We start from the raw sequence: 18,054 nt of genomic DNA on the forward strand, positions 1-18,054 counted from the left end.
TGGAATTATAAAATGAATTTAGTGCATGAAATCACACCTTCACTAGCTCAGGAAAAAGTAAATTTTGTTATCTTGATACCCAATTCTGACGAGGCGGCTTTATCTAACTTTATACTTAGAGAAGAGGATGTTCCTTATAACGAACAACCAAGTCATTATCAATTTAAAAAATGGTCTACTTGGTGTTCCGCTCATTTTTCTTCTTATTCCTTCTTTATTAAATACAAGGATGCTCTCTTAAGGTGTAAGCAGTTTTTGTATGACTTTGGACCTTTATCAACATTAGATCATGCTGCTTTATACGATCATTGGGTTTGGGAAATGAAGCCCTATGTAGTGAATGAGGAAAATATTTGTTGGATTGGTTATGATTATTCAAAATCGAAAACTTTAAGTTTTTTATCTTATGGAACTAATATAGAACTTCGTCTTATTGAAGGACATTTGAAAGATGAAGAATTCTTAGATCTTTGTAAGTTTTTTTCTCCTCTTTCATCATCAAGTGAAATCTTAAAAAAGAGTTTTTTTGAATTAACATATTGGTCACGTTTTAGCAATTGCATGAAAAATGCCTGCATAAAGAATGATACATATAAACCACCTTCAAGCTTGTGGAATTTGAGATGGCCGCTTCATAATATTTTTAAGCTCAGTAAGCTAGACCAAAATATAAAATATATAAATGAACTTAATTTAGATTTCATTATTGATAGCCAGATTATTTATGGTGATAAAGATCATATAGAGGAAGTTCAGTTGATAATGTTTCCCCAAAATGGAAAGAAAAATCAAATTGCTTGGTTTCGTGTTTTTAATAAAGAAAATTTTCCTATAAAAAAACCGCCACCTTCTAGACTACCTATTATGAATACATTTAGTGGATATAGTAGTTTTAATTTAACTGTTCTAAACGGTAGTGACGGGGCGATCAGCAATATATACATAACCAGTGTTAACGATCATTATGGGCCGCATGATGCTCTTTGGTGGGATGATGAAAACGCTTATTTATTCCAGATCAGTGCTGGTACAAATAATTCTATAGAATATTTTAAGGAGATTTTTTGCCAGCTAGACAACAATGAAGTTTCCAGAAACTAAATTAACTTCTTCAATATGTTTAAATTAAGTAAGATATAACATTTTAGGAATTATATTTTTTCAAAATTTAACTTCTTGCCAATTGCTAGTCAACTTTATTTTCCATCTTGTTATTAGCTTTTTCCAATAAGGTTTATATTTATAGAACCACATCCACAACGCACAGCCTCTTTATTTCCTCGCTCAGGTGAAACATAAAGTAATTCCTCACAAGTTTTGCATTCGAATACTTGATTGAGTTGCTTAAATGCCTCAATTACTGGTTCAAAGTCTCGTTTAGTCAGGTTTTCCCATTCGTTATAATGAATAGCAGTGTTAATTTGCCATTGTTCTACTTCAGATGCATTTGCTGCATCATTTAATGATTGCAATAATTTTTCAATAAATGCTTTTTTATCCATTTGATTCCAAGATACAGCTACTTTTATGCCCTCCTTGAAGAAATCTCTGAGCCGTTTTACGCCAGGCGGTAGTAAATCTCCAAGTGAATATTGGGCATCACCACGAAACACTACTGGAGCTCTTAATCTATGGCAGATTTCCTTTGCAAGGTATTCCAAATAATGTCGTAGAAGTGCTGCTGCATCTCTAACATTATTATGCGCCAAGTGATCATCAATTTCTCGCCAAACATCGCGGTCATCCCACTCTGTTGGCCCGACATCCACGCTCCATGTTCTGAAATGCACAAAACCGTTCCGTTTTATCAAACCAGCTGTTTTCATGTGTCGCAACCAGATATCATCATGAGTAGTAAGTATGAATTGTGTGCTTGGAAATTTGTGTTTTAATAATGTACAAACCTCTCTTCTGTGTCCGGAATCAACAGACATCAGCACATCATCTAAGACAGCAAAAGTGAAATTTTCTGATAATAAATGCTGCATTAGAGAAAGATAAAGACACAAACCCATACTATCTTGATGTCCTTCGCTATGAAATGCTCCTGGTGGGTAATAGCCACGACCATAAAAATCTACATCAAATCCAAGACGACCCATAGACGGCGTTAGTTTGGCTTCAAAAGCACTCTCATCATCTGCATTGATGATGCGATAGAGATTGCGGAAATTTTTTTCTACACTAACATATAAATTTTCTAACTCTGTGGTCATAACATCGCCATACACCTTATGTACTTTGTCAGCGATAGATATGCGTGACAGACATACTTTAAGCTGTGCGGAGGCAGAGCGATAGGTTTCGATGCGCTCATGAGCTACAATTAAAAATTCTTTTGCCGCATCTTGAATTGAGGGATCAGGAAGCGCTTCTACGGCATTCTTAATTTCTTCTACGATAGTTACAAATTCTTTTGGTGGTTTGAAAGATTCTGCTAGTGCAGCTTTAGTGTCTGATAAAGGAAAGAGCCTTCGTAATTTAATACATATTTGGCTTAAATTAGCTTGGTATTGGGTAATAGGTTGAATGTTGATAGGTTTTGCAAGTAATGATCCATATTCTGCTACAATCATTATTTGAGCAGCTAAGGTTTCAATAGTTGTGGCGATTGGTGTAATAATATTTTCTATGTCAGATTGCTGTTTTTTGAGTGAATCCAAGCGACTCAATTTGTTTTGAACGAGTGTTCTGAAATTTTCTGCTTCCCATTCTGTATCACAAACAGGACATTGTTTTTCATTAAATATTTCTAACGCTACATCCAACATGTTTTTGTGTAAGACTGCCTTATCGATTAGGGGATCGGCCGCTAGTGCTGATACCTTTTCAAGAGCAGAGGCGTGTTTTGTAATAAAGTCCTTGGCTAATAAATTTTCTTGTTTCTCATTTAAAGTCGTTATATCAATGAGTGCTTGTGATTTTGCAATAAGTGCTTGTGACGCCTTATCTCCAGTAGTAGCCAAACCTTCTTTAAAAGAAGTATTTGCCTCCAGTTCTTCAATTTTAGGCAAGTCGAGTAATTCTCTGCGCTTGTTGATTTGTTCTAGTACATTTTTTGTACTCAATTGAGTTATCCCAAGGGCATTAATAAGTGCATCTTTAGATCTTTCAACTTGATCTTGAAATGATTTCTCACTTCGTTTCTCAGCATTTGCTATTTTTTGGAAATTGGTACGTAAAGACTCCAATTTATCTAAACGTAATAATGCTTGTACTTCTTTTGCACGATCACCTGGATTCGACAGGACATACTTAATTAGTTCACGACGGGAAAGTACAAATTCAGGGTGTGCTTCAATATGAGATAAAACTTCAATTACATCAGGATCAGTTGGGGTAATTTTCGGTTTTTTAATATTTTTCACGGTTCTTTGTATAGTGGCTTCTTTACCAGTTGCAATAATTTCGAATGTGAGTGTAACACGTGCATTTTCATGGTCTTGACAATCAACGTGAGGGCCATGCTCCTTAACTGATAGATTTCCTGTTCCTTGTCCTGAAAGACGAGATACATTACCTGTAAGTGCAAATTCTATTGAGTCAACAACGCCACTTTTTCCTGTTCCGTTTGGGCCACATATAGCAAAGTTATTGCCATTCATATTAATAGTAAGGTCGCGAATACCTCGAAACTCATGAATAAGAAGTTTCTTGATACGGATCATGAGGTTTCCTCACCAAAAATTGCTATTTGTAGAGATTTTTCTGATACTTTTTCATTAAATACAATGGCCTTTAGCCGAGCAGCTATTTCAGAATATTCTTCATCTGATGCTAATTTATCAATGAATTTTTCCAATACTTTTCCGGAAACACCACCAAGTTCACTTGATACTGTTACTTCTTCGTTTGGCATAAAAAAACCTTAAATTTGGGGATAGTTGGTTTTTTGGGGTAATTTTCTATGCCGTCATAATATAAGATTATTATGGAATTACCAAATTAACTAAAAATATTACTTGAATGAAACTAAATTAAAAAAATTAAGCCTCGAAGAGAGGCTTAATAAATTAAAAAAATATTTGTCTGCCCGTTTGTCTCCACTGAATAGTAATCACTCATAAAAAGATCTCGAGCAAAAGCATCAAAATCAAAGTAGCAGATCAAGCTATCCGGCATTTGATGGGCATAACAGTCATCAAATAACTGTCTGGCAAAATCAACCTCAGAATCATAACAACCTTGGTAATGATCCTTCAACATTGTTTGTGCATCATCTATTGAATAATCACGGAGAAGGGCTAAACCTAGCTCTGCGTGTTCTTGAATAAATGAAGCATACTCCACAATATTGTGTATTCCTTCATACTCATGAATTTTGATGCTGCCGAATCCTTCATAATCGTGTATGGCGTATTCTTCAGCATTGGGCTCAGTGCTGTTATCCAGCATTTCCCAGATTTCTTTCATGATGTCATCTTCGCTTTGTGTAGCGTCTATCCAAACACCATGCAGGATGGCATTATTGTATGATGCTAAACAAGCGACATAAATTGAAGGGGTGTCCATGGGATTATCTCCTTATGTGAAGGGAGCAATCCCAAACGGGAGCCTGCTCCCGTTGTAGGGTGAGATTAAAACGGTACTTCTTCTGAATCGGGTTGCAATAACTCCCGTATTTGCGCCATATGGTGCTCTGCGGTGTTGTCGCTGGATTCATCAGCTAATTTGGGTGAGTTTAGCAACTGAATATGATTGACGACGATGCTTAAGGTTTGATGTGTTTTACCTTCATTGTTAGTCCATTGATTGGAACGTAGTTTACCTTCAAGGTATACCTTTGAACCTTTTTTTAAATATTCAGTAACTTTACTCAACTTTCCAAAAAGTACCAGCTGATGCCATTCCACTCTGGTTTGCCATTCATCATTTCGTTTGAATGATTCCTTGGTAGCTAAAGTAGCCGTGACAAAAGATTGTCCGTCTTTTCCGATGATGCTTTTTGGATCAGCACCAAGATTGCCAATCAATTGAATGCGGTTTAAGGATGCAGTCATTGTATTCTCCTGTTATTGTTAAATGTGAGCCGCATAACAGAAAAACATCCGCATAGGCAGTTGGTTTTCTGTTATGCGAATAAGACTTAAATTGCTTCAATTAACAAGCAATTCGTTGAGTATCGAACTGTTTGACAAAAGAAATCAGGGATTCCAATTTATACAAACTTAACTCAGCCTGCTGAATATAATGAGCGTTGATTTGAAGTCGGTGACGGCTTAAATCGTTCACACAACAATTTAGCTCAAAGAGTAAATGTTCAATTTCAAGTTGTGCTGGTTCCTGTTGTTGCATGGTAGCTCCTTTAGGTAGGGAGAATATCCCCAAAGGGACTGTTCATCCCAATTGGGTTATGCAAAAAAAGATCACCAAAACATCGGTTGATTTACCTGGTTATTAATGATGATGTGCTTGAAACACTCCTCGGGTATAAAACCGTAAATACATCTCCTGGTAGGGTTTCCCTGCTAAACGCTTTGCCATGAAATTAGGGAACAAGATGGCAGTCACAAGACCTCGTGGTTTCGTCAGAATTTCGCTGACTCTTCAGTTGTGTTGTTCTCAGATTATCAAGCCAGTATTAGAAATCAAGGATCTTTTCTTATTGATATTAAATGAACGCAAATGAACTTATTATGTTCTTTTTGGCAGAAAGTTCGTTTAGTAAAATCATTTCTAAATCAGTGGATATTTTGTTTTGCTGAATATTGTACCATGACTCCAACAAGTCTTTATTTTAACAAGGCCAATCGATATTTTCCAATTTGGTAAAAACCAAGGGCTTGGTAAGCGCATATGGCGGAATTATCATTAGTGAACAAAATGGCTCTTTTGACTTCTCGGTCGGCAGCTTGTTTTAGGCAAAGATACACAGCAATTCTGGCAAAACTTTTATTTCTTAATGAAGGCGGGGTATAAACGGGGCCGATCTGTACAATATCAGGTAGATTGGCATTAAAGCCACATAAGGAAACAGGGGTGTTATTTACAAATAAAACCCATCGATTTTGGCTAAGCTGCGTATCTTGAATTTCATCAATAATGGATTGTTCCAGTGTGGGATTATTAGCATCGTCCCCTAGGGCTTCAATATGATAAGCGATAAGCCATTCTTTGATGATATCCATGTCACAATCTTGTACTGGTTTGAGCGTGCAGCTATAGGAATGAATCGCTTGAGGTATAGTCATTTTGTCGAGATTAAGTAAAAATAACTTTTCCTGATAATTAATGGCAAATAGGGACGTTTCTATGTTTAGCTGATCAATGACAAAACCAGCTTGGGTGTCTTCGCCAAGTATTCCGGCAATTGGTCTTGTTCTTTTAATCTCAAATTCTTCTACTAAAGCTGATAATGCAGAAAAATTTTCAGTTTGCATCATCACATTACCATTCCAATAATGTGCTAAAACACCATTAATTTTATTGTTTTCAAAGGAGCCGTAATATTTTCCGTGAAATGGCGCATCTTGGTAGGTAATTCCCGAGTGGTATAAATTGTTCCTAATGAACATGGTCGTTTCTTGGTAATGATTGAGATAGGATGACAATTCATCTATATGCAATTGGTCTAGCCTTTTTATCGCAATCATTTTTTCCTCGGCATGATGAATATTTTTAATACACTTTTAAGACATATGCTAAGATATCTCAATCTTGGTTATTATTAAATACAAAATCTCAGAATATGATTACCTTACTTCCCCATAATTCTGCATGGCTAGCTGCATTTGAGCTAGAGAAAAAACAGTTATTGCAATTGAATATCAAGAATATAATCCAAGTTGAGCATATTGGCAGCACAGCTATTTCTGGTATTCATGCAAAACCAGTGATTGATATTTTAATTGGTGTTAAGTGTTTGCATGAATTTACTTCTGAGGATATCCAAAAAATTGAATCATTAGATTATCGATATAACCAGGTTTTTGAATCAGTTTTTCCACATCGGCGTTATTTCCAAAAAGACAATGAACATGGTGAGCGAACGCACCAGATTCATTTGGTTAATTTTCCATCTTCTTGGTATGCGAAGCATCTGTTGTTTCGCGATTATTTGTGTCTTTATCCCAATATTGCTAACGAATATGAAGAACTTAAGCTCAACTTGAGCAAACTCTATGATAATACGATTGATTATGCCAATGCCAAGAATGAATTTTGTCAGCTTATAGATAAGAAAGCCTTTTTACATTTTGGGGTTAATAAACCATTCATTGAAACGCCGCGTCTTATTGCATTTATTCCCCAGGTAGCTTGTCACGAAGACTATGGAATAATGCTTTCAAATCCTGAGTTTATTCAATGTTATGGTGTTTCATACAATGAGGACCAGGCTTTAAATCGTTTGGAATCGGATATGACGCATTACAACCAATATGGTTTTGCTCCCTGGATGTGGTATGACAAAGAAACCCACAACTACGTTGGGCGAGGGGGATTAAAGACATTTGTATTAAATGAAAAAGAGGAAGTTGAGTTAACTTATCAAATAGCTCAAAGCTACTGGGGGGAAGGTTTAGCATTTGAAATGGGGCAAGCATCCTTGGAGTATGCTGAAGAGCACTTGGATTTGGCTAGCACTATTTGTTTTACCGCATACAATAATTATCCATCATTGCGCGTTATGGAAAAATTAGGTTTTAAATTTGAGTTTGATTTTGAGCATGCAGGAATTTCGCATAAATTTCACAGAAAACCTACAATAAAGAAACAAAAGAGGTCTTAATGGATAAAGTAAAAATTGACACCCACTTAGTCCAAAAGCTGATTGCTGAGCAATTTCCACAATGGCAATCACTACCGATACATCCAGTTGCTCAAAGTGGTTGGGATAATCGAACGTTTCATTTAGGTGAAGAAATGGTAATTCGTTTACCTAGTGATAGGGAGTATGAACCACAAATAAATAAAGAATATCAATGGTTGCCATGGCTCTCTAAACAACTCTCATTTCAAATTACGCAACCGATCGCACTTGGAAAACCATCACCAGATTATCCATTGCATTGGAGTATCAATCTTTGGATTGAAGGGGAGACTGCTTCAGTACAGAATATTCATGATAAAAAAGAGTTTGCGGAAGCATTGGGGAAGTGCTTAAAAGAATTTCAATCTTTAGATGCTACAGATGGGCCTTTGGCTGGCACACATAATTTTTATCGAGGCAGTTCATTAAAGGCCTATGATCATGAAATGCGGCTTGCAATTCCTAAAATTAAAAACGTTCATGAACAAAGACTTGCCGCATCATTATGGCAACAGGCACTTTCTTCTGAATGGCGCTTAAAGCCAGTTTGGGTTCATGGAGATATAGCTGTTGGAAATATTTTAGTTCGTACTGGAAGGCTGTGTGCTATTATCGATTTCGGCCAACTTGCTGTAGGTGATCCGGCCTGTGATTTGGTAATAGCGTGGAATTTTTTTTCTAGCGAAGAACGAGAAGTATTTAAAAATGCAGTTCAGCTGGATAATGATACTTGGATACGAGCTTTAGGATGGGCATTTTGGAAAACCTTATGTTGGCCAATTAAAGGTACTGATGTAAAAGAGGTTTTGCATGAAATTTATATGGATTATGATGCGATTAAATAAAACGTCAGATGTATTCAATGTTTAAGATTTGGTTATAAAGAACTAAAAACCAATATCTTATCCCAGCACATGAGATCAATTATGAACATGAATAATGAGAACCGATTTCATTTTAAACCAGTGAGTAAAACACAAGAAGACTTTATTCTTAACTGGATTAGTCAGCCACATATTAATGAATGGCTTCATGGTGATGGTCTAAGTAATACAATTAATGACCTTCATGAATTTTTAAACGATGGAGAACCGTGGGCAACTCATTGGATAGCATATGATAATGAAACTCCATTTGCTTATTTAATTACTTCTGAAATAGAGAAATCAGAAGAATATCCTGATGGTGCAGTTACACTAGATTTATTCATTTGCAGGTTGGATTATATTGGGAAGGGATTATCAGTACAGATGATACATGAGTTTATCTTAAGCCAATTTTCTGATACTAAAATCGTGCTTATTGATCCTGAAATCTCTAATGAGCGAGCTGTTCATGTTTATAAAAAAGCTGGTTTTGAAATCATTGGGGAATTTATAGCTTCATGGTATCCAGTGCCACACTATAAAATGAGATTGTGTATTGAAGATTTAAAAAAGCAAAAATTGTCAGCCTAAGTAACTTTTATGTAAAGCTTTGCATAAAGTTTATTGTGGAAAGTAGGTGATTATGTAAAGTAACTAGAAAAAAGCCAATATTATCAATACATAGATACCTAAATACTTCACATAATATCTCCGATAATTCCTCCAGGCGGCCATAAAAGATTGCCGCAATTAACGGAGAATTATCAATGAAGACAATTAAATCAAAACTATCACTAGATGAATTAGTGTTTGGCGCTTTAAGTCAATTGCAGATACTTCACTATAATGACCGTTCAATACGGCGTTATCAATCTACTTGGAGAAGATTAATAACATTTGCAGAAAATAAAGGGTTTAAAAATCAGCTTTCTCAAACGCTCATTCTTGAATTTTTAGCACATTATGACATCCACTCAGATTTGCCCGCTTTTACATACAATGATTGGCGGCGACATGCTGAATTTAGTCTTAAAATACTATGGAATTATGCTCGTTTTGGCCATTTCGAGCGATGCAAGATTGTATTAGACAGACTTGAAATCCCCCCTGCAATGCAAAAAAGCCTGAATGAATATAAAAAATATTGCCTAGAGAAGCGTTACTTGAGCCACAGTACTGTGAATGCATGTATTAGCCAACTCAGTTTATTTCTTGATTTCATAGGGAAAAGAAATATTAAAACAGTTTGCCAGCTACAGCCAAGGGATATATCCGACTTCATCTGCTCTTTATCTCGTTACAGTCAAAAAACCATTTCAGGAATTGCTTCCTATACACGTATGTACTTAAAGTTCCTGGTTTATCGTGGTGACTTGAAAAGAGATTTAAGCCAATCAGTACCAAGTGTTTCTGTTCCTTATCAGGCAAAGATACCATCCGTTTGGGACCGAGAATTGATAACTAAATTACTCGATGCAGTCGATAGAAGCTCGCCCAGAGGAAAACGGGATTATGCCATGTTACTACTGGCCTGCCGATTAGGATTGAGGTTAGGTGATATTCGTGAGCTTACATTCGATAATATTGACTGGGAAGCAGAAATGATCTCAATAACGCAAGGCAAAAGCAAAATTCCTTTATGTTTGCCCTTAACCAATGAAGTAGGTAATGCACTGATCGATTATATTAAATTCGCTCGTCCTGAAACAAATTATAGGCAAGTATTTCTGAAGTTAACGCAGCCTTTCGCACCCTATAGCAACAATACGCATTTTTATAACATAGTTAGATATTGGCGCGATTTAGCTGGTATTCAATTTAGAAGCCAACAACACCAAGGACTGCACTCACTACGACATAGTTTAGCTACTTATTTACTAGAGGATAATACCCCGTTTTCAGTGATTGCTGATATTTTGGGTCATGCCTCCATGAATACAACTATGATCTATGCGAAAGCAAGTGTTGAGACATTACGTCAAGTGGCATTGGCTATCAAGGAGGTGAATCATGTCAACTAACAGCAAAATGATTCAGTTTGAAAGCCCTCTTGCACCGATAATAAACCAATTGATTCTGGAGAAACGAGCTAGTGGATATAAATATGAAAAACTGGATCGCATTTTAAAGCGCTTTGATGATTTCCTTTGCCACACGACAATAAAGAAAAATGAGCTACCCAAAGAACTGGTGTTGCAATGGCTAGAGAAACAACCTGATGAGCAGGCATCAACACAACAACGTCGAATTATTCTCGTTCGGCAACTTGCACGATTAATGATACGATTGGGTTACCCAGCTTATGTACCGCCTTATCGCTTTGGTACCCCACGGTCACAAACTTTCTCACCACACATTTTTACACAAAACGAAATTCAAAGAATTTTTCATGCTGTAGATCAAATTAAACCCACAGCAAGTTCTCCTTTGCGACATCTTATTATTCCAGAGATATTTCGCTTATTGTATGGGTGCGGATTTCGATTAAGTGAGGTATTGAATTTACGTGTTCGTGATGTTGATTTAAAACAAGGTGTCATCATTATTCGAGAAGGTAAGCATGGTAAAGACCGGCTGGTTCCACCTGCGTTGGACATGGTAGAACGCTTGCGAGTATATGCTGAAAGCATAGATAGTCACTCTCTGGAAAAACGAACGGAAGACACTCTCTTTTTCCCCTCACCCTCAGAAAGTTGTTGGGGCAAGGGAACCATTTATACCTTATTCCGAAAGATGTTACTCCAATGTGGTATTCCTCATGGTGGCAGAGGGAAAGGACCAAGAGTCCATGATCTTCGCCACACTTTTGCGGTACACAGACTGGTTCAGTGGTATGAAGAAGGTTGTGATCTGAATGCTAAGCTACCTTTTCTTGTAGCCTACCTTGGCCATAAAAATTTTACAGGTACACAGAAATATCTTCATCTGACGGCTGAGTTATTTCCTAACCTGACTGAGCGCATGAATAAACAGTTTGGCGGTGTAATACCAAAAGGGAGGCAATCATGAAACCGACAGATTTTTCAATTTATTTAAGCCGATTCTTGAGCAACTATCTGGCTGGCCAAAGGAATTTAAGCCCTAATACTATAAAAGCGTATCGTGATGTCTTTATTTTACTATTGCGATTTTGTCGTGATGTAAAAAATATTCCGATTGAAAAACTACAACTTGAACAGGTTGATGTGGATCTAATAGAAGCATTTCTCGATCATATTGAAAAAGAGAGACGCTGTACACCACGCACATTAAATCATCGTCTCACCACACTGCATGCATTTTTCCGATATATTCAAGTAGAAGACCCACTCCATTTGCTACAATGCCAGCGGATACTGGCCATTCCGTTGCGTCGGTTTGTTCGTCCTGAAGTTAACTATCTCTCTAAAGATCATCTTGCGGCTCTTTTAGCACAACCAGATCTTGAAAAACCTGAGGGTAGAAGAGATGTTGTGCTACTAAGTGTCCTTTATGATACTGGTGCACGAGTACAGGAGTTGATTGATCTGACAGTGGGGGATGTACGATTAGATACGCCAGCTCAGGTTCGTATTTTAGGCAAAGGAAGAAAAATACGTGTAGTTCCACTTATGGATAATACAGCCAACCTTTTGCAAGGCTACTTGCATGAAAATAACTTCTTGCGTCCCGAAGCTTTTGATTATCCACTGTTCCGAAACAATCAAGGTAACAAATTAACACGGGTAGGAGTTAACTACATTCTACAAAAATATGAACGGCTAGTACGTGAAGCCTATCCCCATTTTAAACAAAAAATCAGTCCTCATACGCTTCGGCACACTAAAGGGATGCATTTGCTACAAGGAGGAGTCTCATTGGATATCATTCGTGATTTCTTAGGCCATGTTGATATTAAAACCACAGAGATTTATGCCAGAGCTAATCTTGAAATGAAGAGAGCTGCAATTGAAAAAGTCAGTACGGCACCGTCACCCAAAATACCTTCATGGAAAGAAAATAAATCACTGTTGCAATGGCTGCAATCATTATAGAGGACATATACATGAACTATTTCAATCGAGGACCGCCTGTAATTGTTTAAATATTATGTAATGTAATTTTGAGGATTAGTCTTGATATTATTGGGTCTTTTTGAACTACTTTACATAATCACCTACTTTCCACAATAGATCTTATGTAAAGCTTTGCATAAAGTTTAAAGTGGCTAATGCTGGATTAGCCTTAGGAATGAACGTATTAGGTTTTGATACCAATATGACTCTGACGAATGCGCTTGCATTGATGCCAGGAGTTGAAAAAGTCATTGATATGAATGTATTGCTTGCCCACGCAGATATTATTACGCTGCATATTCCTTTAACTGCAACAACCAACCATTTAATCAATGAAGAAAATATTACTTTAGTGAAACCCCATACCCTGTTACTTAATTTTTCACGCGAACAAATAGTAAGTGAAGGAGCTATTTTGCACCAATTAAATAATCAACAAATCATGGGTTATATCACCGATTTTCCAACAATTAATTTGGCTGGACATCCTAATGTTTTGAGCTTTCCTCATTTGGGAGCAAGTACTCAGGAAGCAGAGCAGACCGCAGCAGAAATGGTAATTCGCAATATTTGTAATTACCTAGAGCACGGAATCATTGAGTATTCTGTTAATTTTCCAAATATCTCTCTTTCTGCCACTCAAGTTCCTAATTGTTACCGTTTACTTGTTATCAATAAAAATACTCCAGGAACCATGGGTAAAATCACTCAGAGCATATCAAAACTAAAATACAATATCGAACAAATGGAAAATAAATCGCGTGGAATAATTGCCGTGAATCTTATTGATATATACGGTCCAAAAGAATCACTACCCCAGCTTTGTGAGCAACTAAAACACGTTTCCAATTTAATGACTGTGCGGCTGATTTCGAATCATCAAAAACAATAGAGACGTATTTTTTTTGAAAAACTCTATTTTCTTTACTACACATTTCAAATGTTATTCCCTTATTTAGATGTTTTTACTCTATTTTAATAAGGATTGCTGTGCATAATATCGAATTACTCGCCATCCGCCATCAAAAAACAAATGGCATGGCAGTACTAGCCTCAAAGAACATCAATTTAATTGAGCGTTTTGCTTTAATTCAGTCTGCAAACTGTTCACATCCCAACATCAAAAAGACTTTGTAGACGGGAAGCTGTTGCAAGCCCAAAGATTTTGAACGACACATTCCATAGAATAAAAATGAGTATAAAGACTCACATTTTAAATGCAATAGAGTATAATATGTATGAATTTTATGCAAAAAAGGATAAATAGATGTTTGGCATGAACGACAGTGTAGGAAAAGCTTTTTTTAAAGAAGCAAAGCCTGACGAACTCTTTATTACCAGTCGTTTTTTTACCTTACAAGGTGAAGGACCTTTTCGTGGCCATCCAGCTTATTTTATTCGTTTGGCCAAGTGTAATTTGGCATGTTCCTTTTGTGATACTTACTTTGATGCCGGTGAATGGAGAAGCTTTAACTCGTTACTCGAAGAAGCAGATAGCGTCATTGCTGCGTTTTTTCAAACTCGTAATCTGCCAACACCCTCCTGGGCAAAAGGCCTGGCAAAAAAAATGGTCCTCGTAATTACAGGAGGTGAACCTTCATTACAACAAAATTTATCGTCATTTTTAGAAGAAGCCAAATCGTATTTTCAATACACTCAGATTGAATCGAATGGTATTTCCATCCTCGCAGACCTTCCTAAAAGCACCACCTTGGTAGTTAGCCCCAAGTGCCTGGAAAAAGATGGGCACGTTATTCGATACCTGAAGCCTAATGCAAAAATGTTGGAACGCGCTGATTGCTTGAAATTTGTCATGTCAGCTCCCGAAGAGAACAAGTATGCGCCTTACAGTGAAATACCCGCTTGGGCACATAAATGGGCCGAAAAAACAAAGAAACAGGTATTTGTGAGTCCTATGAATAGATACCGAAAAGAGCCTCAACGTGTTAGCGCGATTCGTGATAAAGGACGTGATCTTACTTTAGAAGAGCGTTCTGAAATCAATGAAGTAGTCAGCTTTTGGGAAACTGATCTTTTAGATATGGAAAAAAATCAACGTAATCATGAATATGCAGCAGAATATTGCATGAAATATGGATTTATTCTTAACTTACAAATCCATCTGTTTGCAAGCTTACCATAGCATTTCGAAGTGGTCTATTTGTAGCCTGGGTGTAGCGAAGCGGAACCCTGGGAATTCTATAAAATAAGTAAACCCGGGTTCCGCTTCGCTACACCCAGACTACAATAAACTTTAATCCGAGCTTACCATATCATGACCACAACATGTTGGTGATTTAATTTGTCCACACCCATTAGGACATTTTGCTACTTGAACCTTGGCATTATCGGTTTTAACAACATCGCTAATCAGCAGTGAATTGCATTTGCTACACGTTAAGTTTTTCACTCCCATTCCACATTTATGGCATTTGTATTCCATTACCGTTTCTCCTTGTAAGAATTAATCTGTTTCAACCTAGAAAAGCCAGTTGAGACCGTAATGAGCGAACTAAAAGGTGTTGAAGATGTTGGTTAAATATAAGCACAAATTATGGACTTGTAAATTGCAGTTCATTAAGGGTTTACCTTAGTGCAGCACGCAATGCCTCATCAATATGGTGTTCATCAAATACTTGAATCCCATGCTCTATTAATAATGCAGCGGTAACGCCTTCCCCTTGCATCAATGAGCGCGTAAATGTTCCATCATAGATTGTATTCGACCCGCAAGAAGGACTCCTGGCTTTTAAAATAGCAACACGGATCTGATGTTTCTTTACGAGCTCCAGCGCTCTTTGGGCACCTTCAAGAAAATAGTCAGTAACATCTTGATTGTTCTTTGTTTTAACTAAAGCATGTTTCTTTAATACATCAACACCTGATTTTCTGCCTTGAATCTCAGCGGGGGGTCTGGGTGTAGGTAATCCTCCTGCCATTTCCGGGCAAAGAGTAATTATTCTTCCTTCTTTAAGCCATTGCTGTAAAAGAGGATGGTTTTGCAAGCAATCGCCTCCATCATAGCGAACCTTTTGGCCAAGAAGACACGCACTGATGAGTATTTTAGACATAAAAATCTCTGTATTAACCAAACAAAAACGAGACTATAGTTTAAAGCACTTGTTGAAACAAGGTCGTCTTATAGCCTGATTCGCCTTAATCTAAGTGCATTAATAATTACCGAAAAAGAACTTAATGCCATCGCGGTTGCAGCGATAATGGGATTAAGCAATAATCCCATCACTGGATACAACACACCGGCAGCTAAGGGCACACCTAATCCGTTATAAAGAAAGGCAAAAAATAAATTCTGACGTATGTTGCTCATCGTTGCTCGAGATAGATGATGTGCTTTAACGATGCCACGCAAATCTCCATGCAGTAAAGTAATACCCGCACTCTCAATTGCAACGTCAGTACCTGTACCCATTGCAATACCGATATCTGCGATGGCCAAAGCGGGAGCATCATTCACCCCGTCTCCTGCCATTGCCACAATAAAACCTTTATCTTTCAACTCACTCACTATACGACGCTTATCCTCAGGCATAATTTCAGCAATCACATTTTTGATACCTAAACGACTTGCCACTGACTCAGCAGTTCTTTGACTGTCTCCAGTGAGCATATAGACTTCAATCTCATTTTTTTGCAATTCAAGAATGGCATCAGGCGTACTCGATTTAATTGGATCTTCAACTGCCAGGATGGCAATGGTTTCGTCGTCGACAGCCATAAACATTACGGTTGCTCCCTGAGCTCGTAATTCGTCAGCACTCTCGACGAGCGATGTGTTATTTGTCCCATATTCTTGCATCAATTGCCAATTCCCAAGTGCAACCTTTACATCACCAACCGTACCAATAATGCCTTTCCCTGCAATTGCATTAAAATCCGTTGCGGTGGCAAATGACAGCTGTTTCTCTTTTGCTGCAGTCATGATGGCGTTGGCAAGCGGGTGTTCACTCTGCTGTTCCAATGCAGCAGCTAATGCAAGTAGTTCATCCGCTTCATATTCTTTTTCAACAATAATTTGCGTTAGTTTTGGATGACCAAGCGTTAGAGTACCGGTTTTATCGACAACGAGTACTTTAATTTTCTCCAAGCGTTCCAGGGCTTCGGCATTTTTTACTAATACTCCATTCTGAGCGCCTTTACCAACACCAACCATAATGGACATAGGTGTTGCCAAACCTAAGGCACAAGGGCAAGCAATAATCAGCACCGATACCGCCGCAAGCAAACCATAACTGAATGAAGGTTGTGGACCTAAGAAAAACCAGGCAGTAAATGCCACAACTGCAATCAAAATCACCGTGGGCACAAACCATCCTGAAGCCGTATCGGCTAATCGTTGAATGGGGGCTCGACTTCGCTGTGCATCACCCACCATTTGTACAATATGTGCTAGCATGGTATCACTACCCACATGCTCAGCTCTCATTATAAAGCTGCTATTCTGGTTTATTGTAGCGCCGATCACTTTTGAACCCGCCACTTTATTTATTGGCATTGATTCCCCAGTAACCATGGATTCATCCACATTACTGCTTCCCTCAAGTACCTCACCATCCACAGGAATTTTTTCCCCAGGGCGTACACGAAGCCTATCCCCTACCTGAACTTTATCCAGTGTTACATCTTCTTCATTACCCTCATGATCAATTCGGCGGGCGCTTTCAGGAGCTAAATTCAATAAAGCACGAATGGCGCCGCCCGTTTGCTCTCGTGCTTTTAATTCCAGAACTTGTCCGAGCAAAACCAGGGTAGTGATGACCGCAGCTGCTTCAAAATAAACATTGATTACCCCTTGATTACGGAAAGCAGCAGGAAATAGTCCAGGAAACAATAGAGCGATGGTACTGTAAGCCCAGGCGACCCCTATCCCCATAGCAATGAGTGTAAACATATTCAGTTGGCGGGTTTTCAGTGAAAGAACGCCGCGCTGGAAAAAAGGCAAACCACACCATAAAACTACAGGAGTTGCTAATACAAACTGAATCCAAGCAGAACTATTGGCCGAAATAAAATGGAACAGATGGCCGCCCATTTCTAATACAGCGACCGGTATACTCAAAATCAGTGCCAACCAAAATCGATACTTCATGCTTTTGTATTCAGGATTTTCTTTTTCTGTGGAAACGGTTTCCGGTTCTAAAGCCATACCACAAATAGGGCAATTTCCTGGACCCGATTGACGAATCTCTGGATGCATAGGACATGTGTAGATCCCGGTCGCAGTTCGATGATCATCTGGATGACCAGGCTGCCTATGCATCTGATGATGTTGATGACAGGCCTGATGCGCATTCATTGGTTCTGATGGCATTTTTTTATGCTGTTCGTGATTACAATTCCCGTGTTTCATAATTCACTAATCCCTATAATTTCGTAATGTTACACT

Annotated in this window: 17 protein-coding genes; 9 read left to right on the top strand and 8 right to left on the bottom strand. The window is 37.9% G+C overall.

What is annotated here, in order from left to right; translation table 11 throughout:
- Positions 1–12 precede the first annotated feature (12 nt).
- Positions 13–1,101, top strand: a complete 1,089-nt coding sequence (locus Lani_RS10420; protein WP_058388531.1) for a hypothetical protein — start codon at positions 13–15, stop codon at positions 1,099–1,101.
- A gap of 113 nt (positions 1,102–1,214) precedes the next feature.
- Here the strand turns inward: Lani_RS10420 and Lani_RS10425 are convergent, their stop codons facing one another.
- From Lani_RS10425 to Lani_RS10450, 6 genes are all read right to left on the bottom strand, one after another.
- Positions 1,215–3,668 carry an ATP-binding protein gene (locus Lani_RS10425; protein WP_019234839.1) on the bottom strand — a complete coding sequence of 818 codons (2,454 nt, stop codon included), beginning with the start codon at positions 3,666–3,668 and terminating at the stop codon, positions 1,215–1,217.
- A complete protein-coding gene (locus tag Lani_RS10430) occupies positions 3,665–3,859 on the bottom strand; it encodes a hypothetical protein (RefSeq protein ID WP_019234840.1) in 195 nt (64 codons plus the stop codon). Before Lani_RS10430 ends, Lani_RS10425 begins: the two co-directional genes overlap by 4 nt.
- 146 nt (positions 3,860–4,005) lie before the next feature.
- Positions 4,006–4,512: an antirestriction protein ArdA gene (locus Lani_RS10435; RefSeq protein WP_019234841.1), complete on the bottom strand. Its 507-nt coding sequence runs from the start codon at positions 4,510–4,512 to the stop codon at positions 4,006–4,008.
- Between the two features lie 65 nt (positions 4,513–4,577).
- Entirely contained in the window at positions 4,578–5,000 is a 423-nt protein-coding gene (locus Lani_RS10440; protein ID WP_019234842.1) for a single-stranded DNA-binding protein, read from the bottom strand.
- A gap of 100 nt (positions 5,001–5,100) precedes the next feature.
- On the bottom strand, positions 5,101–5,295 hold the full coding sequence (locus Lani_RS10445; protein WP_019234843.1) for a hypothetical protein: 195 nt from the start codon (positions 5,293–5,295) through the stop codon (positions 5,101–5,103).
- 437 nt (positions 5,296–5,732) lie between these two features.
- Positions 5,733–6,593, bottom strand: coding sequence for a GNAT family N-acetyltransferase (locus tag Lani_RS10450; protein WP_019234844.1), 861 nt, complete (start codon positions 6,591–6,593; stop codon positions 5,733–5,735).
- A gap of 95 nt (positions 6,594–6,688) precedes the next feature.
- Between Lani_RS10450 and Lani_RS19740 the strand changes: the two genes are divergently transcribed.
- From Lani_RS19740 to Lani_RS10490, 8 genes are all read left to right on the top strand, one after another.
- Positions 6,689–7,729 carry a bifunctional GrpB family protein/GNAT family N-acetyltransferase gene (locus tag Lani_RS19740; protein WP_019234845.1) on the top strand — a complete coding sequence of 347 codons (1,041 nt, stop codon included), beginning with the start codon at positions 6,689–6,691 and terminating at the stop codon, positions 7,727–7,729.
- Positions 7,729–8,595: an aminoglycoside phosphotransferase family protein gene (locus Lani_RS10460; RefSeq protein ID WP_019234846.1), complete on the top strand. Its 867-nt coding sequence runs from the start codon at positions 7,729–7,731 to the stop codon at positions 8,593–8,595. The genes Lani_RS19740 and Lani_RS10460 overlap by 1 nt, the downstream gene beginning before the upstream one ends.
- Positions 8,596–8,676: 81 nt before the next feature.
- Entirely contained in the window at positions 8,677–9,207 is a 531-nt protein-coding gene (locus Lani_RS10465) for a GNAT family N-acetyltransferase (protein WP_019234847.1), read from the top strand.
- A gap of 176 nt (positions 9,208–9,383) precedes the next feature.
- Entirely contained in the window at positions 9,384–10,637 is a 1,254-nt protein-coding gene (locus Lani_RS10470) for a site-specific integrase (protein WP_019234425.1), read from the top strand.
- Positions 10,627–11,625, top strand: a complete 999-nt coding sequence (locus Lani_RS10475; RefSeq protein WP_019234426.1) for a tyrosine-type recombinase/integrase — start codon at positions 10,627–10,629, stop codon at positions 11,623–11,625. The genes Lani_RS10470 and Lani_RS10475 overlap by 11 nt, the downstream gene beginning before the upstream one ends.
- Positions 11,622–12,629, top strand: a complete 1,008-nt coding sequence (locus Lani_RS10480) for a site-specific integrase (protein WP_019234427.1) — start codon at positions 11,622–11,624, stop codon at positions 12,627–12,629. The genes Lani_RS10475 and Lani_RS10480 overlap by 4 nt, the downstream gene beginning before the upstream one ends.
- A gap of 169 nt (positions 12,630–12,798) precedes the next feature.
- Positions 12,799–13,542 carry an NAD(P)-dependent oxidoreductase gene (locus Lani_RS10485; protein WP_223499405.1) on the top strand — a complete coding sequence of 248 codons (744 nt, stop codon included), beginning with the start codon at positions 12,799–12,801 and terminating at the stop codon, positions 13,540–13,542.
- A 375-nt stretch (positions 13,543–13,917) separates the two neighbouring features.
- Entirely contained in the window at positions 13,918–14,793 is an 876-nt protein-coding gene (locus tag Lani_RS10490; protein ID WP_019235682.1) for a 7-carboxy-7-deazaguanine synthase QueE, read from the top strand.
- A 442-nt stretch (positions 14,794–15,235) separates the two neighbouring features.
- On the opposite strand, the gene Lani_RS10500 is transcribed toward Lani_RS10490, so the two are convergent.
- Entirely contained in the window at positions 15,236–15,721 is a 486-nt protein-coding gene (locus Lani_RS10500; protein WP_019235684.1) for a 2-thiouracil desulfurase family protein, read from the bottom strand.
- A 68-nt stretch (positions 15,722–15,789) separates the two neighbouring features.
- Positions 15,790–18,018 carry a copper-transporting P-type ATPase gene (locus Lani_RS10505; protein WP_019235685.1) on the bottom strand — a complete coding sequence of 743 codons (2,229 nt, stop codon included), beginning with the start codon at positions 18,016–18,018 and terminating at the stop codon, positions 15,790–15,792.
- Between the last annotated feature and the right edge of the window lie 36 nt (positions 18,019–18,054).

This window comes from Legionella anisa, assembly GCF_001467525.1.
Classification (GTDB): Bacteria; Pseudomonadota; Gammaproteobacteria; order Legionellales; family Legionellaceae; genus Legionella; species Legionella anisa.